The organism is Streptomyces caatingaensis, from assembly GCF_001187435.1.
In the GTDB taxonomy this organism is placed as follows: domain Bacteria; phylum Actinomycetota; class Actinomycetes; order Streptomycetales; family Streptomycetaceae; genus Streptomyces; species Streptomyces caatingaensis.
Genome location: NZ_LFXA01000004.1, coordinates 610,302 through 635,616 on the forward strand (window position 1 = coordinate 610,302; position 25,315 = coordinate 635,616).

Below are 25,315 nucleotides of genomic sequence, written 5' to 3' on the forward strand. Positions count from 1 at the left end.
CCTTGACACCCGCCGCCCCGGCGTTAAGAAGTCGCGAAGAAAACGTCAGAACCCGCCAAGAGCCCGCCAACACCGGTCGCGCCCCGGTCGCCCCCGAAGCACGCTGAGCGTCCACGCCCTCAGGAAGGCCCTCAGGACGGCACGGAGGTACGACCGAACATGTCCACGCTGGTCAACACGGACGAACGGCCCGGCGGGACGGCCGAGGAGCCGCCCGATACCGGGGCCGGGAAGCCCGCCGGGGAGGACCGGCACCGGCTCACCGCCCTCCAGGGCCTGGCCGCCCTGTCGCTCGACGCGATGGCCTCCGTGGCCTACGGCCCCGAGGCCGTCGTCCTGGTGCTGGCCGCGGCCGGGGCGCACGGCCTCGGCTTCACGCTCCCGGTCACCCTCGCCATCGCCGCCCTGCTCGCGGTGCTCGTCCTCTCCTACCGGCAGGTCATCTCGGCCTTCCCGGACGGCGGCGGCTCCTACGCCGTCGCCAAGCGCCACCTCGGCCGGCGCACCGGCCTGGTCACCGCCGCGTCCCTCGTCCTGGACTACGTGCTGAACGTGGCCGTCTCGGTCACCGCCGGCGTCGCCGCCCTGACCTCCGCCTTCCCCTCCCTCTACGCCGACCGGCTGTGGATCTGCCTGGCCGTGCTCGCCCTGGTCACCGCGGTCAACCTGCGCGGCATCGCCGAATCCGCCAAGGCGTTCATGGTTCCCACGGCGGTCTTCGTCGGCTCCATCCTCGCCGTGATCGCCGCCGGCCTCTTCCGCGACGCCCCGGCCAGCACCGAGGCCGCCGCCGGGCACGCGTCCGCCCTCGCGGGCCACGCGACAGGCGTCGGCGCCCTGCTGCTGCTCAAGGCGTTCGCCGCCGGCTGCTCCGCCCTCACCGGCGTCGAGGCCGTGGCCAACGCCGTCCCCTCCTTCCGCGCCCCGCGCACCCGCCGCGCCCAGCGGACGGAGGTCGCGCTCGGCGCCCTGCTCGGCGTGATGCTGATCGGCCTGTCCGTCCTGATCGGCCGCTTCCACCTCCAGCCGGTCGAGGGCGTCACCGTCCTCGCCCAGCTCGCGGACGCCTCGCTCGGCCACAACTGGGCGTTCTACGTCGTGCAGTTCGCCACCGTGGTCCTGCTCGCGCTCGCCGCGAACACCTCCTTCGGCGGCCTGCCCGTCCTGATGAGCCTGCTCGCCCGCGACAACTACCTGCCGCACGTCTTCGCCCTCAAGGCCGACCGCCAGGTCCACCGGCACGGGGTGCTCGCCCTCGCCGGCGTCTCCGCGCTGCTGCTCGTCCTCTCCGGCGGCGACGTCAACACGCTCGTCCCGCTCTTCGCCATCGGCGTCTTCGTCGGCTTCACCCTCTGCCAGGTCGGCATGGTCCGCCACTGGCGCCGGGAGCGGTCCGCCGGCTGGTCGGGCAAGGCCCTCCTCAACGGCTTCGGCGCGCTGCTCACGGGGGTCTCGGCGGTCGTCGTCACGGCCACCAAGTTCCAGGAGGGCGCCTGGCTGATCGTCGTCGCGCTGCCGCTGCTGGTGCTGGTCTTCGAGGCCGTCCACCGCGCGTACGGGCGGATCGGCGAGCGCCTGGAGCTGGGCCGGGTGCCCGAGGCGCCGCGCCGCTGCCACTCCGTGGTCGTCGTCCCCGTCTCCTCCCTCTCCCGCCTCACCAGCAAGGCCCTGACCGCCGCCGTCTCGCTCGGCGACGAGGTCGTCGCCGTGACCGTCGCCCAGCCGGACGCCGAGGGGCGCCGCGCGGCGGAGTCGCTGCGGCGCGACTGGGAGCTGTGGAAGCCGGGCGTCGACCTGGTCGAACTCCCCGCCGCCACGCGGGCGCTGGGCCGGCCCATCGTCGACTACGTCCGCGAGCTGACCGACCGGCACCCCGACAACCGCGTCACCGTCCTCATCCCCGAGGTCGAACCCGCCCACGTCTGGCAGCGGCTGCTGCAGAACCAGCGCGGGGCCGTGGTCGCCCACGCGGTGCGGCGGGACACGGACGCGGTGATCTGCCGGCTGCGCTTCCGGCTCATCGGCGCCGCAGACGGCCCCGTACGCCCTTGATCACCTCGACCCTGCCGGTCCGGAGCGTCAGCACGCCCCGGTCCGGCAGGGGCTTCGCGTACCACGGCAGCCCCAGCCGCTGCCACCGCGCGGCCTCCAGCCCCGGCTGCTCCGGCACGGGGACCGTCCACTCCCGTCCCCCGGCGGCCAGCCGCAGGCCGAGCCGCCACTCGCCCGGCGCCGTGCAGGCGACGTGCGTCCTGAACGAGCCGTCGGGGCGCGTCCCGACGGGTACGTCGACGACCGTCCCGTCCGCCGCCGCGGCCCGCAGCGCCAGCGAACCGACGGGACGGTCGGCGAGCGCGCAGCGCCCGGTCACGGCGAGCGCGGCCGGCCCCGCCTGCGGATCCCAGGCGGCCCCCGTCACCTGCAGTCTGTCCTCCACGGGGTGGCGGAGCTCGCCGACGTCGAGGGTGAGGCCGTCGGTGACGGGCAGGGTGGCGACGGTCCCGTCGGCGGCGACGACGGAACGTTCCTCCTCGTCCTCCCCGTCCGTCTCGTACGGGGCGTCGAGCCGGGCCTCCTTGCGGATGCCGCCGGCGGCCGTGACGGCGACATGGACGTCCCAGACGCCCTCGGGGACGTCGGCGAGGGCCACCCGGCCGGCGAAGCGTCCTCGCCCCATGTCCTGGGCGGCGAAGCGCAGTTCCGTCCCGGTGACGTGCCCCCGCAGCACCAGCTCCGGGTCCTCTCCCCCGCCGGCCGTCCGGTCCACGCGGGCCTCCCCGGCCAGCGCGAGGCCGGTGCCGTCGAGCTTCGCCTCCGACAGGCGGTGGCGGACGGCGAGTTCGTCCGTGACGTCATAACAGGCGTCCGGTACGCGGAGGGTGGAGTCCCTGAAGTACGGGTACTGCGCGTAGGCCCTGCCTCCCTCGACGAGGACCTCCGGCTCCACGTCCCCGTCGAGCTCGTGCCGCACCAGCGTCAGCAGTTCGTCCAGGTGCCCGTGGACGACGAGGTGGCGGCGCAGCCGGTCGAGCGCGGGCAGCGCGTCCGTGCCGGGCTCCGCGCCGAACGCGGCGACGGCCCCGCCGAGTCCGGCGAGCAGGGCCGCCTGGGCGGCCCGCCGCGGCTCGCGCCACAACGCGGCGGTGGCGGCCCGGAGTTCGCCCCCCACGATCCCGCGCACCAGCGCATCGCGCTCCTCACCGGCCTCCGTTCCGCCGATGACCAGCTCTGCCAGCCTCCGCAGGCGTTCAGGCCCGGGGGCGACCGGGATTGTCTCGATCTGATCGGGGGTGAGGGGGAGTTGTGGTAACGGGTCGCGGCCGGGGAGGTCGTCGCCGTTCACGTCCGAGCCGGGCATGGGGCCAGGGTAGTACGGGGGGTTCGCGCTGTTGGGGGTGTGCGTTGGGGGGTGGGGTGCGGGGCCGCGGGGCGGGGGCGCCGTTGCAGTCCGCGGCCCGCGGGCCCCGCGACCGCGCTCCGCGCGGCTGTCCTCAAGCTCCCCCACTACATCGGCGCCGCCGTCGACCGCCGCTGCCGCGCGCCCCCCGGCACCTCGTGCCCACCCCGCAGCAACGCCGCCCCGAGAGGGGTCAAGGTGTGGAGCACGGCGCTGCCGTGGCGGAGGGTCAGGACGAGGCCGGCCTCCCGGAGCACGCCCGCGTGCTGGCTGGCCGAGGCGGCCGACACCCCCACCCGGCGGGCGAGTTCGCTCGTCGTGCAGCCGCCCCCGATGGAGCCGAGCACCGCGGATCGCGTGTGGCCGACGAGCTTCCCCAGGGAGCGCGGCGCCGCGGCGACGGGCGGCGCGGCCTCCGACGCGTGGCGGACGGGGTAGACGAGGACGGGCGGCAGGTCCGGGTTCTGCAGGGCGACCGGGTTGCCCCGGCAGAAGAAGGAGGGGACGAGGAGGAGCCCCCGCCCGTCCAGATGCAGATCGCGGTCCACGGGATAGTCCGCCTCCAGCACCGGCGCCCGCCACCGCATCGTCGGCGGCAGCGAGGACAGCAGCGCGTCCGCGCCCCCGTCGAGCAGGGCGCGCCCCCGCACGGCCCGGTCCGCCTCGATCTGCGCCTGGATGTGCGGCCAGTAGGGCGCGATGGCCGCCTCGTGGTAGGCGTGCAGGGCGCCGATCAGCTTGCCGAAGGCCCGCGCGTCCCCCTCGGCCAGCGATCGTATCCAAGCGGGCAGCGTCCGCACGGTGGACAGCCGGCCCAGCTCGTCGTGGACCCGTTCGGCCGGGGTGGCACGCAGCGCCTGGACGCCGGAGTCGAGTCCGAGGGCCCCTTCAGGAGGTGTCAGGAAGTCGGGGAAATAGCCCCGCGGCGGAACCAGGGGCGCCAGGAGCCGAGTTTCACTATTCAACCGAGCGCGGGTTTCGGCGCGCCAATCGCCGTAGATCGACTCGCCTTGTTTGTCCCGCAGCCGGTGCAGACTCAATACGGTTTCCCAGAGCACGTCCGGGTCTCCGGCCAGGCGCAACCGGGCCAGATCGAGTCCCGTGAAATGGACACGCAGCACCAAACCCCCACATGAGACATCCGCCGTCACCCCCCGCCCACTGAGTATGCACACCGATACGTGCTGTTACCACGGCCTTTTGGCCACAGTTGAAACGGCTCGCGGACAACAGCCCCGATGCGAAATCCTATTCACGCACTCAGGGCCGCCCCGGCTCGTTCCCGTGGGGGGTGGCGAGCGAAAAAGCGGCCGCTGAGTATGCGAGTTGCCGCCCGAGCCGATGCGGGCGGCAACAACTCCCGGTGGGGGAGTAAAGAGGGGCGGCGCTCCCGCACGGGCGCCGCCCCTCCGCCGGTTTCCCGGGGCCGGAGCGTCCTCCCGGTCCGAGGGTCTGGTTGCCCCGGGTGGCGCTCCGGTGACTCTGGTGTTGATCTCGTGTTACGTACGGGTTACGGGTGTCCGGCCACCGGTCGCCGGCGGCCGGACACCGGACACCCCGCCGGGCACTCCGTCGGGCACCCCGCCGGGCCCCGCCGTCAACGGCTGTCCGAGGAGCCGCCGTTGCCCATCGCCGCCGCCCGGCCGGCCTCCAGCCGCGCCACGGGGATGCGGAACGGGGAGCAGGAGACGTAGTCCAGGCCCACCTCGTGGAAGAAGTGCACCGAGTCCGGGTCGCCGCCGTGCTCGCCGCAGACGCCGAGCTTGAGGTCGGGGCGGGTGGCCCGGCCGGCCTCGGCGGCGGCGCGGACGAGCGAGCCGACGCCGTCCTTGTCGATCGTCTCGAAGGGGCTGACGCCGAAGATCCCCTTCTCCAGGTAGGCGGTGAAGAAGCTGGCCTCCACGTCGTCCCGGGAGAAGCCCCACACGGTCTGGGTGAGGTCGTTGGTGCCGAAGGAGAAGAACTCGGCGGCCTCGGCGATCTGACCGGCGGTCAGCGCGGCGCGCGGCAGCTCGATCATCGTGCCGAGGGTCAGCCTGAGGTCCGTGCCGGTCGCCTTCTCCACGTCGGCGATGACGCGCTCGGCCTCCTCGCGGACGATCTCCAGCTCCTGGACGGTGCCCACCAGCGGAATCATGATCTCCGCGCGCGGGTCGCCCTTGGCGTTCCGCCGCTCGGCCGCCGCCTCGGCGATCGCCCGCACCTGCATGGCGAACAGACCGGGGATGACGAGCCCGAGGCGGACGCCGCGCAGACCCAGCATCGGGTTCTGCTCGTGCAGCTTGTGCACGGCCTGGAGCAGGCGCAGGTCGTTCTCGTGCGGCTCGTGGCGGGCCTCGGCCAGCGCGACGCGGACCGAGAGGTCCGTGATGTCGGGCAGGAACTCGTGCAGCGGCGGGTCCAGCAGCCGGACGGTCACCGGCAGTCCGTCCATGGCCTCGAAGAGCTCGACGAAGTCGGCCTTCTGGAGCGGCAGGAGAGCCCCCAGCGCCTCCACGCGCTCCTCCTCGGTGTCCGCCAGGATGAGCCGCTCGACCAGCTCGCGCCGCTCGCCGAGGAACATGTGCTCGGTGCGGCACAGGCCGATGCCCTGGGCGCCGAACCGGCGCGCCCGCGCCGCGTCCTCCGCGTTGTCGGCGTTGGCCCGCACCCGCAGCCGGCGCATGCGGTCCGCGTACGCCATCATGCGGTGCACGGCCTGGACGAGCCCGTCGGCGTCGTCGGCGCCGGCGTGCATCCGGCCCTCGAAGTACTCGACGACCGGGGACGGCACGACGGGCACCTCGCCGCGGTAGACCTTGCCGGAGGAGCCGTCGATGGAGACGACGTCGCCCTCCTCGATCACCACGCCGCCCGGCGCGGTCAACCGCCGCCGCTTGGTGTCGACTTCGAGCTCCTCGGCGCCGCAGACGCAGGTCTTGCCCATGCCGCGGGCGACGACGGCGGCGTGCGAGGTCTTGCCGCCGCGGGAGGTCAGGATGCCCTCGGCGGCGATCATGCCGTTGAGGTCGTCGGGGTTGGTCTCGCGGCGGATGAGGATGACCTTCTCGCCGGAGCGCGACCACTTGACGGCGGTGTACGAGTCGAAGACCGCCTTGCCGACCGCCGCGCCCGGCGAGGCGGCGATGCCCCGGCCCAGCAGCTCGGTCCTCGCCTTCTCGTCGAAGCGCGGGAACATCAGCTGCGCGAGCTGGTTGCCGGTGACGCGCGACAGCGCCTCCGCCTCGGTGATCAGCCCCTGGTCCACGAGCTGGGTGGCGATGCGGAACGCGGCGCCGGCGGTGCGCTTGCCGACGCGGGTCTGGAGCATCCACAACTTGCCGCGCTCGATGGTGAACTCGATGTCGCACAGGTCGCGGTAGTGCGTCTCCAGCGTCTCCATGATCTGCATCAGCTGGTCGTAGGACGCCTTGTCGAGCTGCTCCAGCTCGGCGAGCGGCATGGTGTTGCGGATGCCGGCGACGACGTCCTCGCCCTGCGCGTTCTGCAGGTAGTCGCCGTAGACGCCCTGGTGGCCGCTGGCGGGGTCGCGGGTGAAGGCGACGCCGGTGCCGGAGTCGGGTCCGAGGTTGCCGAAGACCATGGAGCAGACGTTGACGGCCGTGCCCAGGTCGCCGGGGATGCGCTCCTGGCGGCGGTAGAGCTTGGCGCGGTCGCCGTTCCACGAGTCGAAGACCGCCCTTATGGCCAGGTCCATCTGCTCGCGCGGGTCCTGCGGGAAGTCCCGGCCGGTCTCCTTGGCGACGATGTCCTTGAACTCGCCGACCAGCGTGCGGAGATCGGCCGCATCCAGCTCCACGTCGGTGGCGACGCCCTTGGCCCGCTTGGCCTCCTCCAGCGCCTCCTCGAAGAGGTCGCCGTCGACGCCGAGCACGGTCTTGCCGAACATCTGGATGAGGCGGCGGTACGAGTCCCACGCGAACCGCTCGTCCCCGGCCTGCGCCGCCAGCCCCGCCACCGACGCGTCGGAGAGGCCGATGTTGAGGACGGTGTCCATCATGCCCGGCATGGAGAACTTGGCGCCCGAGCGGACCGAGACCAGCAGCGGGTCGTCGGCCTGGCCGAGCTTCTTGCCCATCCGGCCCTCCAGCGCGTCGAGGTGCGCGCTGACCTCGTCACGCAGTGCCGGGGGCTCCTGGCCGTCGGCCAGGTAGACCTTGCACGCCTCGGTCGTGATCGTGAACCCGGGCGGGACGGGAAGGCCCAGGTTGGTCATCTCGGCGAGGTTGGCACCCTTTCCGCCGAGCAGGTCCTTGAGGTCCTTGTTGCCCTCGGTGAAGTCGTAGACGAACTTCTGGCGATCTTCGGATACCGGCACGGGACTCGACTCCTTCGTTGGGGCCTCCCTGGACGACGGTGGGGAGGGCTGCCCTTGACGGCGGGGAGCGTACCCAGATCGAAGGCTTCTGAGGAGGTCTGCTCCCTGGACATGAGGCCGCAACCGCACGTCTGCCAATAGATCGAAAGCATCTGCCCCGTCGAGGTTTAAGAGAGATCCGTTCACATCTTGAACGTGATCTCACCCAAAACACCCGAGGCGTCACAGGGTGTCGAGGAATCACACCTTCCGCCGCCACTTCGTGAAGGGTTACCGGGTGGCACTCAGTGCCACCCTTAGGAAGGTGCACACCCCCGCCGAGCGCTCATCTGAGCACACCCCCTATCAGAGGTGGCGAGAATCACGCGGACGGCCGATCAGGCAAAGTACACTTTTCGGGTGAACGACACCCTGCCTCCCTGCCCCGAGTGCTCCGGCACCTACGCCTACGAGATGGGCGCCCTGCTCGTCTGTCCCGAGTGCGGCCACGAGTGGTCGCCCGCCGCCGGCGCCGACGGTGAGGGGGAGAAGGTGATCAGGGACTCGGTCGGCAACGTCCTCGCCGACGGCGACACCGTGACGGTCGTCAAGTCCCTCAAGGTCAAGGGCAGTCCGTCCGGCATCAAGGCCGGCACCAAGGTGCGCGGCATCCGCCTGGTGGACGGCGTGGACGGCCACGACATCGACTGCAGGATCGACGGCTTCGGCGCGATGCAGCTCAAGTCGAGCGTGGTCAAGAAGGTCTGACGGCACACGAAGGGCCCGGAGCGCAGCGCTCCGGGCCCTCGCCGTTCCTCCGTCAGCCGCCCGACGTGTCGAGCTCGGCCTCGGCGCCGACGATCGCGCGGTCGTAGGGGTCGTCCAGCCAGCCGTCCGGCAGGACCACCCGGTTGCGGCCCGAGGTGCGGCCGCGCGGGCCGTCCGCGCCCGCCGGCCAGGGCTGGTCCAGATCCAGCCCGTTCAGCAGCTCTTCCAGCTCGGCCGGCGACGAGGTGACCGCCAGGCGCTTGCGCAGCTCCGAGCCGATCGAGAAGCCCTTGGTGTACCAGGCGACGTGCTTGCGGAAGTCGATGACCCCGCGCTCCTCGCTCTCCAGCCACTCGCCGAGCAGCTGCGCGTGACGCAGCATCACCTTCGCCACCTCGCGCAGGGTGGGGGTGGCGGCGGGTCGCGGCCCGTCCTCGTCGAAGGCGGCGACCAGGTCGCCGAAGAGCCAGGGCCGGCCCAGGCAGCCGCGGCCGACCACGACGCCGTCGCAGCCGGTCTCGCGCATCATGCGCACGGCGTCGTCGGCTGACCAGATGTCGCCGTTGCCGAGCACCGGGATCTCCGGGACGGTCTCCTTGAGGCGGGCGATGGACTCCCAGTCGGCGGTGCCGCCGTAGTGCTGGGCGGCGGTGCGGCCGTGCAGGGCGATCGCGGTGACGCCCTCCTCGACGGCGATCCGGCCGGCGTCGAGGTAGGTGATGTGGTCGTCGTCGATGCCCTTGCGCATCTTCATCGTCACCGGCAGCGAACCGGCGTTGCCGACGGCCTCGCGCAGGATGGCGCGCAGCAGGTTGCGCTTGTACGGCAGGGCCGAACCGCCGCCCTTGCGGGTGACCTTGGGGACGGGGCAGCCGAAGTTGAGGTCGATGTGGTCGGCGAGGTCCTCGTCCACGATCATGCGGACGGCGCGGCCGACGTAGTGCGGGTCCACCCCGTAGAGCTGGATCGAGCGCGGCTTCTCGGTGCCGTCGAAGTGGATCAGCCGCATGGTCTTGGCGTCCCGCTCGACCAGCGCCCGGGTGGTGATCATCTCGCTGACGAACAGCCCCTTGCCGCCCGAGAACTCACGGCACAGGGTACGGAAGGGCGCGTTCGTGATCCCGGCCATCGGGGCCAGGACCACCGGCGGCTGCACCGTGTGCGGGCCGATCTGGAGCTGCGTCATGAGATTCCTCGCTGGTGGGTCTGCGACCGTCCATTGTCCCCCATCCGGGCGGGTGGCTTCCGCGGCCCCGGTCACGCCGGGGAGGGCCGCAGCCGGCGCAGCCGCTCATGGGTCTCGGCGTCGACCGGGGTGAAGGTGAGCAGCCGGGTGCCCGGGTGGGGGCCGGTCCAGAGGTTGTTGAAGGTGAGCCGGAGGGTGCCCAGGCGCGGGTGGTGGAAGCTGCGCGGCCGGTTGGCGGCCGCGGGCGGGACGACCTCGTGCCGCGCCCACTGCTCACGGAACTCGGGCGAGGCGTCGTGGAGCCGTTTGAGCAGGCACTTCCAGGCGGGCTCGGCGAGGTGGTCGGCCATGGCGGCGCGGAACTTGGCGGCCATGGACTCCTTGGCGTCCTGCCAGTCACGGGGGTCGCCGTAGCGGACCAGGCCGGTGTAGTGGATCCAGAGGCAGTTGCGGTCCTCCGGGCGCAGGGCGCCGAGGTCGCAGATCAGCTCCTGGTACGCGGCGTTCCAGGCGAGGATGTCGTAGCGGGCGTTCTGCACGCACGCCGGGAAGGGCTCCAGCTGCTCCAGCAGCAGGCGCAGCTCGGGCGGCACGCCGGCGGGCGCGGCGGACGGCATGGGGTCGGCGGTGCCCGCCAGCGCGAAGAGGTGGGAGCGCTCGGCGCGGTCCAGCCGCAGGGCGCGGGCGACGGAGTCGAGGACCTGCGCGGAGACCTGGATGGGCCGGGCCTGTTCGAGCCACGTGTACCAGGTGACGCCGACCGAGGCGAGCTGGGCGACCTCCTCGCGGCGCAGCCCGGGGGTGCGCCGGCGGGGCCCGCGGACGAGACCGACCTGCTCGGGCGTGATGCGCTCGCGGCGGCTGCGCAGGAACGCGGCGAGCTCGCCGCGGCGTACGGCGTCGGCGGCGCGCGCACCGTCGGCCGCGGCGACCGGGCGTTCCGGGGCCGGACTTTCCGGGGCCGGGCTCTCCAGGGCCGGGCGTTCCGTGGCCATCGTGGTCATGCCTCCAGGGTGCGGGACGTCCGAGCCTGTTACCAGGTACTTCCTGTACCAGGATAAGAGCACTCTGGTACCCGGCTGAGGACTCCGGCACCGTGGGGTGACGTGAGCGAAACCCGAACACCCGTCCCCGTCTCGTCCCCCGTCCGCCCCTCCCCCGCGCTCGGCGCGGCCGGCCTCTTCACGGTGCTGGTCGGCGCCGCGCTGCCGATGGTGGACTTCTTCGTCGTCAACGTCGCCCTGCCGACCATCGACCACGACCTGCACGCCGGTCCCGCGCTGCTGGAGATGGTGGTCGGCGGCTACGGCGTGGCCTACGCCGTCCTGCTCGTCCTCGGCGGCCGGCTCGGCGACATGATCGGCCGGCGCCGGCTCTTCGTCTGGGGCACGGCCGCCTTCGGCCTGACCTCCGTCGCCTGCGGCCTGGCGCCGGACGCCTGGACGCTGGTCGCGGCGCGGGTGGCGCAGGGCGCCGCCTCCGCGCTGATGCTGCCGCAGGTGCTGGCGACGATCCAGGCGACGACCAGCGGGCCCCGGCGCGGCCGGGCGATGAGCCTGTACAGCGCCACGACGGGCGTGGCCAGCGCGTTCGGCCAGGTCCTCGGCGGCGTCCTGCTCGCGGCCGACCTGTGGGGCACGAGCTGGCGCTCGATCTTCCTCGTCAACGCCCCGGTCACCCTGCTGGCGCTGCTGCTCGCCCGTTTCGTCCCCGAGACCCGCTCCGAGCACCCGACGCGGGTGGACGGCCCCGGCACGGTGCTGCTGTCGCTGACGCTGGTGGCGCTGCTGGTGCCGCTGACCGAGGGCCGGTCGGCGGGGTGGCCGGTGTGGGCGTGGGTGCTGCTGGCCGTCTTCCCCTTCGCGGCGTACGCGTTCGTACGGACCGAGGCGCGCGCCGAGCGGGCCGGGCGGACGCCGCTGGTGCCGCCGTCGCTGCTGCGGATCCACTCGGTGCGCAGCGGGCTGGCCGTGCTGGTCTCGTTCGGCCTGGGCTGGGGCGGCTTCATGTTCGTGATCGCCGTCGCCTACCAGGAGGGGCTGCGGCTGGGGCCGCTGGACGCGGGGCTGGCGCTCATCCCGCTGTCCGTCGCGTTCTTCACCGGCTCGCTGCTCGGGCCCCGGCTGGGCGCGCGGTACGGCCGGCGCGCGGTGACCGCCGGGGCGCTGCTCCAGGGCGTGGGCGTCGTCGGCCTGGCGCTGACCTTCCACGGGGGCTGGGACGCGCTCGGCCCGTGGGGCACGGCGCCGGCGCTGGTCGTCCAGGGCCTGGGGCAGGGGCTGCTGCTGCCGCTGACGCTGCGGACGGTGCTGAGCGAGGTGCCGGTGGCGCAGGCGGGCGTCGGGGGCGGGGTGATGGTCACCACCCAGCAGTCCTTCATGGCGCTGGGGGTGGCGGTGTTGGGCTCGCTGTTCCTGTCGCTGTCGGGGTCGCTCGGGATGCGGGACGCCCTGACGGTGACGCTCGGCGTGCATCTGGTGTCGGTGGTCGCGAACGTGGTGCTGAGCAGGCGCCTGCCGGCGGCGCTGCGCTGAGGCCGGGGGCGTGGGCCGGGCCCGGACGCCGCGTGGCACATGGAATGACAGATATTGAAATCTGTCATTCCATGTGCCACTCTCGATGGCGTACCCGTTCCCCGAACCCGCCCCAAGGAGTTCCCGTGCTGTACCGCACCCTCGGCACCGCCGGTCCCCAGGTCTCCGCCCTCGGCCTCGGCTGCATGGGCATGTCCGCCCTCTACGGCCACGCCGACCGGGACGAGTCGATCGCCACCATCCACGCCGCCCTCGACGCGGGCGTCACCCTGCTCGACACCGGCGACTTCTACGCCATGGGCCACAACGAGCTGCTGATCGGCGAGGCGCTGCGCACCGCCCCGGCCGCGCTCCGCGAAAAGGCGCTCACCAGCGTCAAGTTCGGCGCCCTGCGCGACCCGGACGGCGGCTGGTCCGGCTACGACGGCCGCCCCGCCGCGGTGAAGAACTTCGCCGCGTACTCGCTCCAGCGCCTCGGCGTCGACCACATCGACGTCTACCGCATCGCCCGCCTCGACCCCGACGTCCCCGTCGAGGAGACCGTCGGCGCCATCGCCGAGCTCGTCGAGGCCGGCCACGTCCGGCACATCGGCCTCTCCGAGGTCGGTGCGGAGACCCTCCGCCGGGCCGCGGCGGCCGCCCCGGTCTCCGACCTCCAGATCGAGTACTCCCTCCTCTCCCGCGGTATCGAGGCCGAGATCCTGCCCACCGCCCGCGAGCTGGGCATCGGCGTCACCGCCTACGGCGTCCTCTCCCGCGGCCTGATCAGCGGCCACGTCACCCGCGACCGGCAGTTCGCCGCCAACGACTTCCGCGGCATGAGCCCGCGCTTCCAGGGCGAGAACCTCCAGCGCAACCTCGACCTCGTCGACGCCCTGCGCAAGGTCGCCGAGGAGCGCGGCGCGACGGTCGCCCAGACCGCGATCGCCTGGGTCCTCTCCCGCGGCGAGGACATCGTCCCGCTCGTCGGCGCGCGCACGCGCGAGCGCCTCGCCGAGTCGCTCGGCGCCCTCGACGTCGCCCTCAGCCCGGACGACCTCGCCGCCATCGAGGCCGCCGTCCCCGCGGGCGCGGCGGCGGGCGAGCGCTACCCCGAGTCCCAGATGGCGCATCTGGACAGCGAGCGCTGAGCCCGGGTTCCGGGCCCGGGTTCCGGGCCCGGGTTCCGGGCCCGGGTTCCGGGCCCGGGTTCCGGGCCCGCGCGCGCCCGGACCGTACCCGCCCGTACGGGCCGCCCCCGGCGGCCGGGTACGGTCGTCCGAGAGGCCCGACCGCGAGGGCGGGCCCGACCGAAAGGACCCGCACCCCGATGCCGCCCGCGCCCCTGACCCCGGAACGCATCCTCGAAGCCACCGAGGACGTCCTGCGCCGCTTCGGCCCGGCCAAGGCGACCGTCGTCGACGTCGCCCGCGCCCTCGGCGTCAGCCACGGCAGCGTCTACCGCCACTTCGGCAGCAAGGCCGCCCTCCGCGAGGCCGTCACCGAGCGCTGGCTCGACCAGTCGCACGCCGAGCTCTCCGCCATCGCGGAGTCCGCCGGCCCCGCGGCCCCCCGCCTCCGCTCCTGGCTCGCCGCCCTCTTCGCGTCCAAGCGCCGCAAGGCGGGCGACGATCCGGAGCTCTTCGCGACGTACATGGTGCTCGTCGGCGAGAACAGCGCCACCGTCGACCGCCACATCGCCGAGATGATCGCCCAGATCGCCGCCATCATCGAAACCGGCGTCGCCCAGGGCGAGTTCTCGGCCACCGACCCCACCGCCACGGCCCGCGCCGTCTGGGACGCGACCAACCGCTTCCACGATCCCGCGTACGCGGCGGAGTGGGGGCGGGAGGGGATCGACGCGGCGTTCGGGGCGGTGTGCGACCTGGTGTTGCGGGGGCTGGCGAAGTCCGCCTGATGACACGTTCTTTACGCCCCGGTGACAGGATCTCCCTGGACCACCGGGGCGTCCTCTTCATAGGCTGACACTCCGTCCGACCCCCGGCCCGGCTGGAGTTGCACCCTTGACAACGCCGTTGCTGGACGACGAGCAGATCGTCCTCGCACCCGCGCATCCCCAACCGGCGGGCGAGCACGAGGGCATGGAGGACTCCATCGCCTTCGAGACGCGCCGCTCGGCCACCGGGGAACCCTACGGACTCGCGTTCACCTCCGCCGAGGCGCTCGTCTCCTGTCTCGGCCCGGACCAGCCCTGGGTGGCAGTTCCCCTCGGCGTGCTGCGCAACCTCTTCGGCCACGCGGGCGTCCCGACCGTGGCCGTCGACCCGCACGCCCTGCCGCCCCGCACGGAAGGGCACGCGGAACATGGCTGACAAGCTCAGGGCGACCGTCGAGCACATCGACGAGGCCGGGAAGGGATTCCACCGCGAAGCCCTGCACCTGGGCGAGTTCAAGCACCTGGCCTCGCCGTCCACCCCGCGCGTCGGCGACGCGGGGCTGAGCGAGGCCCTCTCCGTGCTCAGCGAAGCCTTCGGCCTCGCCCACGAGTTGCTCACGGGTCTCGTGGACACCCACGGCACCAACCTGCGCGGCGCGGCCTCCGACTACCACCACGAGGACCTCGACCGGCGCAAGATGTTCGACGACCTGATGGGCAGGGCCAAGTGATCGACGACGACATCACCGGGCTCAACGGCGTCGCCACGGACTACACCTCGGCCGTGGGCAAGTACGACGAGTCGTCCAAGGTCCTCAACAACAAGGTGAACGGCATCGTCCACGAGGCCGGCTGGACGGGCGAGGGCGCGGCCGCGTTCCAAGCGCGGTGGGCACACGACGGCACCATCGCCGCCGCCATGGCGGAAGCCATGTCCCAGACCTCCGACGTGATCTCCCTCCTCACCGAGGAACTGACCGGCGCCAAGAACGACTTGGCCGACGTCCAGGAGACGGCCCGTGCCGCCGGCCTCACCCTCGACAGCCAGGGCGGGGCGACCGGCAAGGCGGACCAGCAGGCGGCGCTCGACGCGTACCGGAAGGGCCGGGACGCGGCGCTGGCCCGGGCGCAGAGCGCGCGGGAGTCCGCGGCGCAGAGCCTGAACGCGCTCGTCGACCAGATGCTCAACAAGGGCAGCTCCACATACGTCAATGGCGCGGATGTGTGCACCCTCTCCGATGTGCTGCGGGGTCTGTACACCATTCCCGCGGCCTCTCCGGAAGCCCGGGCGAAGAAGCTGGAGAAGCTGCGGCAACGAGCCCAGGAGCTCAAGCGCGGCACGGCCAAGTCGCTTGCGCACAACAAACTGCCAAAAGGCAGCGATGATTGGAACAGGCGTCTTCAGCAGCGTCGTGAAGCCAGGGCCAAACTGACCGAGCAACGGCTCAAACTGACGTCGGCGGAGGCCCGGGCGCTCAAGGGCAGGTACCGGCTCAGCGGTCCGGCACGGGCAACCTTCGGTGACATCTCGGAGAGCTACGGCGGCAAGGGTCTCGGTGCAGCCGGCAAACTGGGAGCGGCCAGCACCGTACTGAACGCCGGCATGGTCGGGCTCCAGATGTACGACGACATGAGGACGAGGAACTGGTCCTGGCAGGAGGCACTTGCCCGGGATGCGACACCGGCGGCGGCGGGGATGGCGGCAGGGACAGTCGTCGAAGGAGGACTGGCCGCTGCAACGGCCGTATCGGTACCGGCCAGTGCCGCCGTGGGCCTGGGCATCGTCGCCGCGTACGGGGTGGGGACGTTCGGCTATGAACTGACCCACAGCGCGCACTGGGGAAGCAACATCCATAAGTACGGTGTCGTCGAGGGCATCGGGCGCAGCTTCGGCGACGCCGGCAAGGAGTGGGTGAAGTCCGACGTGGTGGGCATGACCAAAAAGGTCGGTCACACCGCGATGAAGGCGTGGCATGGCCTCTTCGGGTAAATTGGGCAGGCGGAAGTCCGCGTATATGCCGGAGCCTCTGCACTGGGTGGGGCTGACCTACCTGGAACGCGACTTCTCCTACTGGTGGCGCCGCGTGGCACTGACGCTCTTCTGGTTCTTTCTCACAGCCCTGTCCGGCGGCATGGCCGTCGGATTCTCCTACGGCATGGCACAGGTGAACACGGCCGCCCTGATCGCCTTCGTCTCCGTCTACGGATTGCTGTCCGCTACCCTCGGCTGCACAACAGCGGTGAAAATCCGGAGAGTCGACCGACTCGGTGTCACAGTCGCCTCCCACGAGGCAAGGAAGTCCCGCTTTCACGCCTGGGAACAGAAGGCCGACGCTCTGCTTTCCAGCTGCGCCCCGGTGGTGTTCATCGCCGTTCCCATCGCGTTCGGTGCCGCGCTTCCGCACTTCATCCGCAGCTTCGGCCGCTACACCATCGGCGAACGCGTCGAACGCCAGAAGTCCGGCCTCGACGCCTGACGGCACAGCGCCATGGCCAAGAAGAAGCGCCCCCGCAGGCACGCGCCCCAGCCTCCCCCTCCCAAGAGCCTCCACGGCGTGGGAACCACCTGGGTGGACCGCGGCCTCCCCTACTGGTGGCGCAGGCTGAAGATGACGCTGACCTGGCTGTTCTTCAGCACTGTGCTGGGCGCCATGTCCCTCGCCTCCGGCTGGGCCGTGGCCAAGGACGGTCCAGTTGCCCTGACGGTCTTCCTGGTTGTGTACGCCGTACTCGGCACCGGCGTGGTGTGCCTGGTCGCTCAGGACATCCGCCGCCAGGACCGACACGGAGTCCTTTCCGTCCCCGTACGGCGACGGTCGAAGCGGTTCTGGACCGTCGTGTCCGTTCTGGCCGCTGCCGCGTCCGTCGTCTTGGCGCTGCTGCAGATCTTCGAGGTCGCCGTCGCGCCCCTGTGCCTGGCCGTCACCCTCCCCCACCTCGTCCGCAGCTTCGGCCGCTACGCCGTAGGAGAGCGCCATGAGCACCAACGAGCTGAGATCTACCGCCCTCACACCCCCAGAAACCGCAACACCGCCAACACCCGCCGATGATCCCCCTCCGCCTTCGGCAGATCCAGCTTCGCCAGGATGCTGTTGATGTGCTTCGCCACCGCGCTCTCGCTCACCACCAGCCGCTCCGCGATCCCCGCGTTCGAGCGGCCGCCCGCCATCAGCTCCAGGACCTCGCGCTCGCGCGGGGTCAGCCGGTCCAGCGGGTCGCTGTGGCGGCGCAGCAGCAGCTGCGAGACGACCTGCGGATCCAGCGCCGTCCCCCCGGCCGCCACCCGCCGCAGCACGTCCACGAACTCCTCGACGTCCGCGACGCGTTGCTTGAGCAGGTAGCCGACGCCGCGGGTGTCCCCGGTCAGCAGGTCCGCGGCGTAGCGCTCCTCGACGTACTGGGAGAGGAGCAGCACCGCCGTGTCCGGCCACTGCGCGCGGATGGCGAGCGCGGCGCGGACGCCCTCGTCCGTGAAGCCGGGCGGCATGCGGACGTCGCATACGGCGATGCCGGGGCGGTGCTCCTCCACCGCCGCGAGGAGCGCCTCCGCGTCGCCCGCCTCCGCGACCACCTCGAACCCGGCCATCTCCAGGACCTTCACCAGGCCCACCCTCAACAGGACGGAATCCTCGGCGATCACGGCGCGCACGGCAGCTCCACAGTCACGACGGTCGGGCCCCCGACGGGGCTGCTGATCGAGAAGGTGCCGTCGACCGACGCGACCCGCTTGGCCAGACCCGCCAGGCCCGTACCGCCCGCCACGTCCGCCCCGCCCACGCCGTCGTCGGAGACGACGACGAGAAGTATCCCCCCGAAGCGTTCGACGGCGACCTCCGCCCCGGACGCCTGCGCGTGCTTGACCACGTTGGCGAGCGCCTCGGAGACGACGAAGTAGGCGACGGACTCGATCGCGGGGGCGGGACGGGAGGCCAGGTCCACCCGGACCCGCACGGGCAGCGGGGCGCGCTCCGCGAGGCCGGAGAGCGCCGCGTCCAGCCCCCGGTCCTCCAGGACCGCCGGGTGCAACCCCCGTACCAGGTCGCTCAGTTCCTGGATCGCGGCCTTCGCCTCCCGGTGCGCCTCGTCGATGACGCGCCGCGCGTCCTCCGGCAGGTCCGTGAGCGTCGCCTTGGCCAGGCCGAGGTTGACCGCCAGCGACACCAGCCGCTGCTGCGCGCCGTCGTGCAAGTCGCGCTCGATGCGCCGCCGTTCGGCGTCCGCCGCGTCGACGACGCCGGCCCGGGCCTCGGTGACCTCCTCGACGCGGCGGGCGAGCCGCTCCTCCCGGCTCGGGCCGAGCAGCGTCAGGGCCGTGCGGGTGTCGAGGCGTACGAGGGCCCCGGCCGCCCGCGCCCCGCCGTACAGCAGCAGCACCCCGCCCGCGGTCAGGTACGCCGCCTGCGTCGCGTATCCGAACTGGCTCAGCCGCCAGCCGACCGGCAGCGCCCACACCCACACGTACACCGTCGCGGCCACGACCGCCGTCAACGCGCCCAGCAGGACGAGGAGTCCGGCGAGGGCGACGGCCGGGCCGGCGAGCAGGTGGTAGCGGAGCTGCGGACCGGTGTACGCGGACCGCAGCCGGGCCGCCAGCGGCCCCCGGGCCCGCGGCCGGCGCGGGATCTCCACGCCCGCCGCGGCCGCGAACCGCCACCGCTGCAACGCCGTGAGCCCGGGCGCGGCCAGCGCCACGCCCCCGAGCGGCAGGAGGACGGACAGCAGGATCTCCGGCACGGAGGAGATGTCCTCGTACGACACCCACGGCAGCGCCATGATCAGCAGGGCGGGGAGCTGGGCGAGCGCCCCGGCGGCGAGGCGGGCGGCGGGGCGGCCGGCCTGGGCCAGGGGCAGCAGGGCGGTGCGCGACAGGCGGGCGACGGTCATGCCGAGAACGGTAAAACGCCTGGTGGACGGGGTCCATGGCGCTGTCGTCCGGCTCGGTGGTGAACCTGGTGCCACCCCGGGACGGACAGCCGCGCTACTGACCGGAAGCCCCCGGCGGCGAAGGCTGGACCCATGCCGCAGCCAGCCCTCCGACTCCCCCGCCGACGCACCGTCGGCCTCGCCCTCGCCGCCTGCGGAGCGGCCCTGGTCCCCTGGCTCGCCTGCCTGGCGACGGGCCTGCCCGCCACCTATCCCGCGGTCCGCTGGCCACTGGCCTGGGCCGGCCTCGACGCCCTTGAGGCCGCCGGCCTCCTCACCACGGGTCTGCTCACCGCCCGCCACGACCCCCGGCACCGCCCGGCCGCCGCCGCGACGGCCGCCCTCCTCGTCGCCGACGCCTGGTTCGACACCGTGACGGCCGTCCCGGGCGCGGACTTCGCCTCGGCCCTCGCCATGGCCGTCGCCCTGGAACTGCCCCTGGCGACGGTGTGCGCGGCGCTGGCGGCGCGGGCGCCCGGTGACACGCGGCCCTCGGGCCCGGCCGGGGACGCGGTCCGCCGGCCGGCGCGCCGGACGCAGGAGGCCCCGCCCCCGCACGGCGGCGGGACCGGGGCCTCCGGAACGAGCGAACGGCCTCAGCAGCCGATCAGGCGGCCCGCCAGGTAGCCCTCGATCTGGTCGAGGGAGACGCGCTCCTGCTTCATCGTGTCGCGCTCGCGCACCGTGACGGCGTTGTCGTCGAGGGTGTCGAAGTCGACGGTGACGCAGAACGGGGTGCCGATCTCGTCCTGGCGGCGGTAGCGGCGGCCGATGGCGCCGGCGTCGTCGAAGTCGATGTTCCAGTGCTTGCGCAGGTCGGCCGCGAGGCCCTTGGCCTTGGGGGAGAGCTGCGGGTTGCGGGAGAGCGGGAGGACGGCGACCTTGACCGGGGCCAGGCGCGGGTCCAGGCGCATGACGACGCGCTTCTCCATGACGCCCTTGGCGTTGGGCGCCTCGTCCTCGACGTAGGCGTCGAGCATGAAGGCGAGCATGGCGCGGTTCAGACCGGCCGCCGGCTCGATGACGTACGGGAACCAGCGCTCGCCGGCCTCCTGGTCGAAGAACGACAGGTCCTGGCCGGAGGCGGTGGAGTGCGCCTTGAGGTCGTAGTCGGTGCGGTTGGCGATGCCCTCCAGCTCCGAGTACTCAGTGCCGCCGAAGTTGAAGCGGTACTCGATGTCGACGGTGCGCTTGGAGTAGTGGGAGAGCTTCTCGGCGGCGTGCTCGTACCACCGCATGTTCTCCTCGCGCATGCCGAGGCCGGTGTACCAGCTCCAGCGCTGCTCCATCCAGTACTCGTGCCACTTCTCGTCCTCGCCCGGCTTGACGAAGAACTCCATCTCCATCTGCTCGAACTCGCGGGTGCGGAAGATGAAGTTGCCCGGGGTGATCTCGTTCCGGAAGGACTTGCCGGTCTGGGCGATGCCGAACGGCGGCTTGCGGCGCGAGGTCTGCTGGACCTGGGCGAAGTTGGTGAAGATGCCCTGGGCGGTCTCCGGGCGCAGGTAGGTCACCGAGCCGGTGTCCTGGGTCGGGCCGAGGTGCGTGGAGAGCAGGCCGGAGAACTGCTTGGGCTCGGTGAAGCCGCCCTTGTTGCCGCAGTGCGGGCAGTTGACGTCGGCCAGGCCGTTCTCGGGGAGCCTGCCGTGCTTGGCCTCGTACGCCTCCTCCAGGTGGTCGGCGCGGAAGCGCTTGTGGCAGGAGGTGCACTCGGTGAGCGGATCGGTGAAGGTGGCGACGTGACCGGATGCCTCCCAGACCTCGCGGGCGAGGATCACCGACGAGTCGATGCCGACGACGTCGTCGCGCGAGGTGACCATGGAGCGCCACCACTGGCGCTTGATGTTCTCCTTGAGCTCGACGCCCAGCGGTCCGTAGTCCCAGGCGGCGCGCTGGCCGCCGTAGATCTCACTGCACGGATAGACGAAGCCACGGCGCTTGCTCAGGCTGACGATGGTGTCGATCTTGTCGGCGGCCACGGTGCTCTCTTCATTGTGACGACGGTTAATGGACAGGGGCGGCGCGTCAGCGCCTCGTTGAGGGGTGGCGGTCGGGAGACGGGCGGGCGAATGCTTCAGGTTACCGGCGCGACACCCCTCCTCATCAAATCGGTGCCGGGCCCTGGCCGGGACCGGCCCCCCGACCCCGCTAGTTGACAATCGTTTCCATTTTCGTTGAAAATGAGTGTCATGAACGCCAGCCGACCCCGTCCCCGCTCCCGAGCCCCCCGAATATCCCGGAAGATCCGGAAGGTCCGGATAACGGTGCGCGTCGCCGTCGCGGCCGCCCTCGGCCTGGTATCGCTCTCCGCCTGCGCGTCGGACGAGGACGCGGGGCACAAGGAGGGCCAGATCGACGTGATCGCGTCGTTCTACCCGATGGAGTTCCTCGCCCACGAGATCGGCGGGGACCACGTCCACGTCACCGGCCTGACCAAGCCGGGACAGGAACCGCACGACCTGGAGCTCAAGCCCCGGCAGGTCGCCGCCCTGGGGAAGGCCGACGCGGTCGTCTACCTCAAGGGCCTCCAGCCCGCCGTCGACGAGGCGGTCAAGCAGTCCGGCGCGCGGCACGTCGCCGACGCGGCCTCCTTCACCTCCCTGGAGAAGCACGGGGACGAGGTCGACGGCCACCACCACGGCAGCGACGCGGAGAAGGGCCACGAAGGCCACGACCACGGCGACGACAACGCCGCCGACCCGCACATCTGGCTCGACCCCGTGAAGTACGCCGAGGTCGCCAAGGGCGTCGCCAGGACCCTCGCCGAGGCGGACCCGGGCCACCGGGCGGACTATGAGAAGAACGCCGCCGCGCTCACCAAGCGCCTCGGCGACCTCGACAAGAAGTTCGCGGACGGGCTGCGGAACCGCGCCTCGGACACCTTCATCACCACCCACGCCGCCTTCGGCTACCTCGCCGAGCGCTACGGCCTCACCGAGGAGGCCATCAGCGGCGTCGACCCGGAGTCCGAGCCCAGCGCCGCGCGGATCAAGGACCTGCACAGGCTGGCGGAGGACCACCATGTGAAGACGGTGTTCTTCGAGACCATCGCCAGCCCGGCCACGGCGAAGACGCTCGCCCGCGACCTGGGGCTGAAGACCGACGTCCTCGACCCGCTGGAGGGCATCACCGACGAGTCCAAGGGCCACGACTACTTCGAGGTCATGGAGTCCAACCTCGCGGCCCTGCGGAAGGCGCTGGGCACCAAGTGACGCAGGAGGCAACCATGGAGCAGCCCGTCATATCCCTGCGCGGAGCCACCGCGTCGCTCGGCTCGCGGCCCGTCCTGCGCGGCGTGGACCTGACCGTCGGCCGCGGCGAGGTCGTCGCGCTGCTGGGCGCCAACGGCTCCGGCAAGTCCACCGCGGTCCGCGCGATCGTCGGCCAGGTCCCGCTGACCGGCGGGGAGCTGGAGCTCTTCGGCACGCCGAAGCGCACGTTCCGCGACTGGGCGCGCATCGGGTACGTCCCCCAGCGCACCACCGCCGCGGCCGGCGTCCCCGCCACCGTGCGCGAGGTCGTCGCCGCCGGGCGGCTGGCCCGCACCCGGCTCGGGCCGCCCCGCAAGGCGGACCGCGAGGCCGTGGTCGAGGCCCTGGAGCTGGTCGGCATGGCGGACCGCATCAAGGACTCGGTCAACGCGCTCTCCGGCGGCCAGCACCAGCGGGTCCTGATCGCCCGTGCCCTCGCCGTCCGCCCCGAACTGCTGATCATGGACGAGCCGATGGCCGGCGTGGACCTCGCCAGCCAGGAGGTCCTGGCCGAGGCGCTGCGCACGGAGGTCGCCCGGGGCGCCACCGTCCTGCTCGTCCTCCACGAACTGGGGCCGCTGGAGCCCCTCATCGACCGGGCGGTCGTGCTCCGCGACGGCTGCGTCGTCCACGACGGACCGCCGCCGGAGGCCGTGGGCCAGCACGCGCTCCCGGGCCACGACCACGTACACCCGCACGCCGGACCGGGTGCGGAACCGATTCGGACAGGGCTGCTGAGCTGATGGACATCCTCGACGCCGCATTCATGCAGCGGGCACTGCTCGCCGCGCTCCTCGTGGGCATCACCGCCCCCGCCATCGGCATCTACCTCGTACAGCGCCACCAGTCGCTGATGGGCGACGGCATCGGCCACGTCGCCCTCACCGGCGTGGGCCTGGGCTTCCTGCTGAACGCCAGCCCCGTGTGGGTGGCGGCCGCCGTCTGCGTGGCCGGCGCCGTGATCATGGAGCTGGTCCGCTCGTACGGCAAGGCCCGCGGCGACATCGCCCTCGCCATGCTCTTCTACGGCGGCATGGCCGGCGGCGTGATGCTGATCAACCTGTCGGACGGCGGCTCCAACGCCAACCTGGTCACCTACCTCTTCGGCTCGCTGACCACCGTCTCGCAGCAGGACCTCGTCGCGATCTGCGTCCTGGCCGCGTTCGTGATCCTGGCCACACTGGGCCTGCGCCGACAGCTTTTCGCCATCTGCCAGGACGAGGAGTTCGCCCGCGTCACCGGACTGCCGGTGCGGCTGCTCAACCTCCTGGTGGCGATCACCGCCGCGCTGACCGTCACCGTCGCCATGCGCGTCGTCGGCCTGCTGCTGGTGAGCGCCCTGATGGTGATCCCGGTCGCCGCCTCCCAGCAGATCGCCCGCAGCTTCGCCACCACGCTCGCCCTGTCCGTGGGCATCGGCGTGCTGGTGACCCTTTCGGGCACCACCACCTCGTACTACGTGGACGTCCCGCCCGGCGCCACCATCGTGCTGCTCGCGATCGGCGTCTTCGTGGTCCTCACCGCGATCGCCGCGCCCCTGGCGAAATCCCGCGCCCGACGGAGCGCCGACGAGGAGCGCTGCACCCTGGAGGAGGACGGCGGGGCGGTTCCGGCCGACGACGTACGGGTCTGAGGCGACGGGAGAGAACCGCTGGTCCAGGGCCTGGTAAGGCGACCCAAACCTGTGTTCCCGGAACCGTCCGGATCCCGTGGATCACAGCGCACGGGCCGTCCGCCGGGCCTGGCACAATTGGCCGGACACGCCGAAAAACCCGTGCGTTGGGTGTTCAGCCGAGTTTGAGGAGGCAACTGTGGCGACCGCCGGTCCCCCGGTACGCGGCCGTGCCACCAAGCAGCGCGCCGCCGTAGCGGCCGCGCTCGACGAGGTGGACGAGTTCCGCAGCGCGCAGGAACTCCACGACATGCTCAAGCACCGCGGCGCCTCCGTCGGGCTGACCACGGTCTACCGCACCCTCCAGTCCCTCGCCGACGCCGGCGAGGTCGACGTCCTGCGCACCAGCGAGGGCGAGGCCGTCTACCGCCGCTGCTCCAGCGGACACCACCACCACCTGGTGTGCCGGGAGTGCGGCAAGGCCGTCGAGGTCGAGGGCCCGGCCGTCGAGACGTGGGCGGACACCATCGCCCGCGAACACGGCTTCGTGGACATCGCCCACACCGTCGAGATCTTCGGCACCTGCGGGGACTGCGCGCGCCGGGCGTAGCGCAGCCCCCGGCCCGTCAACCCTGCTGTCCGGGCACGGTGTTGGGCACCGCGTTGGGGATCGCCCCGCCGAAGCGGCGGTCCCGCTGCGCGTACTCCAGGCACGCCCGCCACAGGTCGCGGCGGTCGAAGTCCGGCCACAGCACGTCCTGGAAGACCATCTCCGCGTAAGCGCTCTGCCAGATCAGGTAGTTGGAGGTGCGCTGCTCGCCGGAGGGGCGCAGGAAGAGGTCCACGTCCGGCATGTCCGGGTAGTAGAGGTACTTCGCCAGCGTCTTCTCGTTGACCTTCGACGGGTCGAGGCGGCCCGCCTTCACATCCTCGGCGAGCGCCTGCGCGGCGTCCGCGATCTCGGCGCGGCCGCCGTAGTTCATGCAGAAGTACAGCGTGAGCAGGTCGTTGTCCTTCGTCTGCTCCTGGGCGACCTGGAGCTCCTTGGCGACCGAGCGCCACAGCCTGGGCATGCGGCCCACCCAGCGGACGCGGATGCCGAGTTCGTCGAGCTGGTCGCGGGTCTTGCGGATGAAGTCGCGGTTGAAGTTCATCAGGAAGCGGACCTCCTCCGGGGAGCGCTTCCAGTTCTCCGTGGAGAAGGCGTACAGCGAGATGCTGCCGACACCCATCTCGATGGCGCCCTGGAGGACGTCCAGCACGCGCTCGGCGCCGACCTTGTGCCCCTCGGTGCGCGGCAGCCCGCGCTCCTTGGCCCAGCGGCCGTTGCCGTCCATGACGATGGCGACGTGCTCCGGCACCAGCTCACCGGGGATCTTGGGCGGGCGCTCCCCCGAGGGGTGCGGCTCGGGGGTGCGGTACTCGCGTCGGGGGCGGCCCAGAAGCCCGCGTCGTGCCATGACTGCCACTA

At 72.2% G+C, this 25,315-nt stretch carries 24 protein-coding genes; 15 read left to right on the top strand and 9 right to left on the bottom strand.

Features of this window, described 5'->3' with window-relative positions; genetic code table 11:
• Positions 1-159 precede the first annotated feature (159 nt).
• Positions 160-2,052 carry an APC family permease gene (locus AC230_RS10180; protein ID WP_049715742.1) on the top strand — a complete coding sequence of 631 codons (1,893 nt, stop codon included), beginning with the start codon at positions 160-162 and terminating at the stop codon, positions 2,050-2,052.
• Here the strand turns inward: AC230_RS10180 and AC230_RS10185 are convergent.
• The 3 genes from AC230_RS10185 to ppdK form a co-directional block, all read right to left on the bottom strand.
• Positions 2,018-3,358: a hypothetical protein gene (locus AC230_RS10185; protein ID WP_049715743.1), complete on the bottom strand. Its 1,341-nt coding sequence runs from the start codon at positions 3,356-3,358 to the stop codon at positions 2,018-2,020. The genes AC230_RS10180 and AC230_RS10185 overlap by 35 nt on opposite strands.
• A gap of 146 nt (positions 3,359-3,504) precedes the next feature.
• Positions 3,505-4,518 carry an ArsR/SmtB family transcription factor gene (locus AC230_RS10190; RefSeq protein ID WP_078871110.1) on the bottom strand — a complete coding sequence of 338 codons (1,014 nt, stop codon included), beginning with the start codon at positions 4,516-4,518 and terminating at the stop codon, positions 3,505-3,507.
• A gap of 476 nt (positions 4,519-4,994) precedes the next feature.
• A complete protein-coding gene (gene ppdK / locus AC230_RS10195; protein ID WP_049715745.1) occupies positions 4,995-7,715 on the bottom strand; it encodes a pyruvate, phosphate dikinase in 2,721 nt (906 codons plus the stop codon).
• 399 nt (positions 7,716-8,114) lie between these two features.
• On the opposite strand from ppdK, the gene AC230_RS10200 reads away from it, so the two are divergent.
• Positions 8,115-8,462: a zinc ribbon domain-containing protein YjdM gene (locus AC230_RS10200; RefSeq protein WP_049715746.1), complete on the top strand. Its 348-nt coding sequence runs from the start codon at positions 8,115-8,117 to the stop codon at positions 8,460-8,462.
• A 52-nt stretch (positions 8,463-8,514) separates the two neighbouring features.
• Here the strand turns inward: AC230_RS10200 and dusB are convergent, their stop codons facing one another.
• Both dusB and AC230_RS10210 read right to left on the bottom strand, forming a co-directional pair.
• Entirely contained in the window at positions 8,515-9,648 is a 1,134-nt protein-coding gene (gene dusB / locus AC230_RS10205) for a tRNA dihydrouridine synthase DusB (protein WP_049715747.1), read from the bottom strand.
• Between the two features lie 71 nt (positions 9,649-9,719).
• Positions 9,720-10,652, bottom strand: a complete 933-nt coding sequence (locus AC230_RS10210; RefSeq protein ID WP_049715748.1) for a helix-turn-helix transcriptional regulator — start codon at positions 10,650-10,652, stop codon at positions 9,720-9,722.
• A 102-nt stretch (positions 10,653-10,754) separates the two neighbouring features.
• On the opposite strand from AC230_RS10210, the gene AC230_RS10215 reads away from it, so the two are divergent.
• The 8 genes from AC230_RS10215 to AC230_RS10250 all read left to right on the top strand — a co-directional run bounded on the left by AC230_RS10215 (position 10,755) and on the right by AC230_RS10250 (position 17,108).
• A complete protein-coding gene (locus AC230_RS10215; RefSeq protein WP_049715749.1) occupies positions 10,755-12,182 on the top strand; it encodes an MFS transporter in 1,428 nt (475 codons plus the stop codon).
• 125 nt (positions 12,183-12,307) lie between these two features.
• Positions 12,308-13,312, top strand: a complete 1,005-nt coding sequence (locus AC230_RS10220) for an aldo/keto reductase (protein WP_107082099.1) — start codon at positions 12,308-12,310, stop codon at positions 13,310-13,312.
• Between the two features lie 179 nt (positions 13,313-13,491).
• Complete coding sequence (locus tag AC230_RS10225; RefSeq protein WP_049715750.1) at positions 13,492-14,079, top strand: TetR/AcrR family transcriptional regulator; 588 nt, start codon at positions 13,492-13,494, stop codon at positions 14,077-14,079.
• Between the two features lie 106 nt (positions 14,080-14,185).
• Positions 14,186-14,494 (top strand): SAV_915 family protein, encoded by a 309-nt coding sequence (locus tag AC230_RS10230; protein ID WP_157868546.1) that lies wholly within the window; start codon positions 14,186-14,188, stop codon positions 14,492-14,494.
• Entirely contained in the window at positions 14,487-14,789 is a 303-nt protein-coding gene (locus AC230_RS10235) for a DUF6317 family protein (RefSeq protein WP_049715752.1), read from the top strand. The genes AC230_RS10230 and AC230_RS10235 overlap by 8 nt, the downstream gene beginning before the upstream one ends.
• Positions 14,786-16,048, top strand: a complete 1,263-nt coding sequence (locus AC230_RS10240; RefSeq protein ID WP_049715753.1) for a GumC domain-containing protein — start codon at positions 14,786-14,788, stop codon at positions 16,046-16,048. The genes AC230_RS10235 and AC230_RS10240 overlap by 4 nt, the downstream gene beginning before the upstream one ends.
• A 25-nt stretch (positions 16,049-16,073) precedes the next feature.
• Positions 16,074-16,535 (top strand): hypothetical protein, encoded by a 462-nt coding sequence (locus AC230_RS10245; RefSeq protein WP_049715754.1) that lies wholly within the window; start codon positions 16,074-16,076, stop codon positions 16,533-16,535.
• A 78-nt stretch (positions 16,536-16,613) separates the two neighbouring features.
• Complete coding sequence (locus tag AC230_RS10250; RefSeq protein ID WP_049715755.1) at positions 16,614-17,108, top strand: hypothetical protein; 495 nt, start codon at positions 16,614-16,616, stop codon at positions 17,106-17,108.
• Here AC230_RS10250 and AC230_RS10255 read toward each other — a convergent pair.
• Positions 17,066-17,707, bottom strand: a complete 642-nt coding sequence (locus AC230_RS10255; RefSeq protein ID WP_049715756.1) for a response regulator transcription factor — start codon at positions 17,705-17,707, stop codon at positions 17,066-17,068. The two genes, AC230_RS10250 and AC230_RS10255, sit on opposite strands and share 43 nt — an antisense overlap.
• Positions 17,695-18,942 (bottom strand): sensor histidine kinase, encoded by a 1,248-nt coding sequence (locus AC230_RS10260; protein ID WP_049715757.1) that lies wholly within the window; start codon positions 18,940-18,942, stop codon positions 17,695-17,697. Before AC230_RS10260 ends, AC230_RS10255 begins: the two co-directional genes overlap by 13 nt.
• 132 nt (positions 18,943-19,074) lie before the next feature.
• On the opposite strand from AC230_RS10260, the gene AC230_RS32960 reads away from it, so the two are divergent.
• The gene (locus tag AC230_RS32960; RefSeq protein ID WP_198535485.1) at positions 19,075-19,608 is read left to right on the top strand and encodes a hypothetical protein; all 534 of its coding nucleotides are present in this window, start codon (positions 19,075-19,077) and stop codon (positions 19,606-19,608) included.
• Here the strand turns inward: AC230_RS32960 and AC230_RS10270 are convergent.
• Positions 19,578-20,960, bottom strand: coding sequence for a glycine--tRNA ligase (locus AC230_RS10270; RefSeq protein WP_049715758.1), 1,383 nt, complete (start codon positions 20,958-20,960; stop codon positions 19,578-19,580). The genes AC230_RS32960 and AC230_RS10270 overlap by 31 nt on opposite strands.
• 210 nt (positions 20,961-21,170) lie before the next feature.
• Here AC230_RS10270 and AC230_RS10275 point away from each other — a divergent pair, with 210 nt between their 5' ends.
• From AC230_RS10275 to AC230_RS10290, 4 genes are all read left to right on the top strand, one after another.
• A complete protein-coding gene (locus tag AC230_RS10275) occupies positions 21,171-22,193 on the top strand; it encodes a metal ABC transporter substrate-binding protein (RefSeq protein WP_049715759.1) in 1,023 nt (340 codons plus the stop codon).
• Positions 22,194-22,207: 14 nt separating this feature from the next.
• Complete coding sequence (locus AC230_RS10280) at positions 22,208-22,975, top strand: metal ABC transporter ATP-binding protein (protein ID WP_049715760.1); 768 nt, start codon at positions 22,208-22,210, stop codon at positions 22,973-22,975.
• Positions 22,975-23,865 (top strand): metal ABC transporter permease, encoded by an 891-nt coding sequence (locus AC230_RS10285; protein WP_049715761.1) that lies wholly within the window; start codon positions 22,975-22,977, stop codon positions 23,863-23,865. Before AC230_RS10280 ends, AC230_RS10285 begins: the two co-directional genes overlap by 1 nt.
• Positions 23,866-24,043: 178 nt before the next feature.
• Positions 24,044-24,454, top strand: coding sequence for a Fur family transcriptional regulator (locus tag AC230_RS10290; protein WP_049715762.1), 411 nt, complete (start codon positions 24,044-24,046; stop codon positions 24,452-24,454).
• Positions 24,455-24,470: 16 nt separating this feature from the next.
• On the opposite strand, the gene AC230_RS10295 is transcribed toward AC230_RS10290, so the two are convergent.
• Positions 24,471-25,304: an isoprenyl transferase gene (locus AC230_RS10295; protein ID WP_049715763.1), complete on the bottom strand. Its 834-nt coding sequence runs from the start codon at positions 25,302-25,304 to the stop codon at positions 24,471-24,473.
• Between the last annotated feature and the right edge of the window lie 11 nt (positions 25,305-25,315).

Excerpts from the sequence above, each read along its gene's own strand:
- AC230_RS10180 (WP_049715742.1), top strand. The coding sequence starts at position 160 with ATGTCCACGCTGGTCAACACGGACGAACGGCCCGGCGGGACGGCCGAG.
- AC230_RS10185 (WP_049715743.1), bottom strand. The coding sequence starts at position 3,358 with ATGCCCGGCTCGGACGTGAACGGCGACGACCTCCCCGGCCGCGACCCG.
- dusB (WP_049715747.1), bottom strand. The coding sequence starts at position 9,648 with ATGACGCAGCTCCAGATCGGCCCGCACACGGTGCAGCCGCCGGTGGTC.
- AC230_RS10210 (WP_049715748.1), bottom strand. The coding sequence starts at position 10,652 with ATGACCACGATGGCCACGGAACGCCCGGCCCTGGAGAGCCCGGCCCCG.
- AC230_RS10225 (WP_049715750.1), top strand. The coding sequence starts at position 13,492 with ATGCCGCCCGCGCCCCTGACCCCGGAACGCATCCTCGAAGCCACCGAG.
- AC230_RS10235 (WP_049715752.1), top strand. The coding sequence starts at position 14,487 with ATGGCTGACAAGCTCAGGGCGACCGTCGAGCACATCGACGAGGCCGGG.
- AC230_RS10245 (WP_049715754.1), top strand. The coding sequence starts at position 16,074 with ATGCCGGAGCCTCTGCACTGGGTGGGGCTGACCTACCTGGAACGCGAC.
- AC230_RS10260 (WP_049715757.1), bottom strand. The coding sequence starts at position 18,942 with ATGACCGTCGCCCGCCTGTCGCGCACCGCCCTGCTGCCCCTGGCCCAG.
- AC230_RS32960 (WP_198535485.1), top strand. The coding sequence starts at position 19,075 with ATGCCGCAGCCAGCCCTCCGACTCCCCCGCCGACGCACCGTCGGCCTC.
- AC230_RS10275 (WP_049715759.1), top strand. The coding sequence starts at position 21,171 with ATGAACGCCAGCCGACCCCGTCCCCGCTCCCGAGCCCCCCGAATATCC.
- AC230_RS10280 (WP_049715760.1), top strand. The coding sequence starts at position 22,208 with ATGGAGCAGCCCGTCATATCCCTGCGCGGAGCCACCGCGTCGCTCGGC.
- AC230_RS10285 (WP_049715761.1), top strand. The coding sequence starts at position 22,975 with ATGGACATCCTCGACGCCGCATTCATGCAGCGGGCACTGCTCGCCGCG.
- AC230_RS10295 (WP_049715763.1), bottom strand. The coding sequence starts at position 25,304 with ATGGCACGACGCGGGCTTCTGGGCCGCCCCCGACGCGAGTACCGCACC.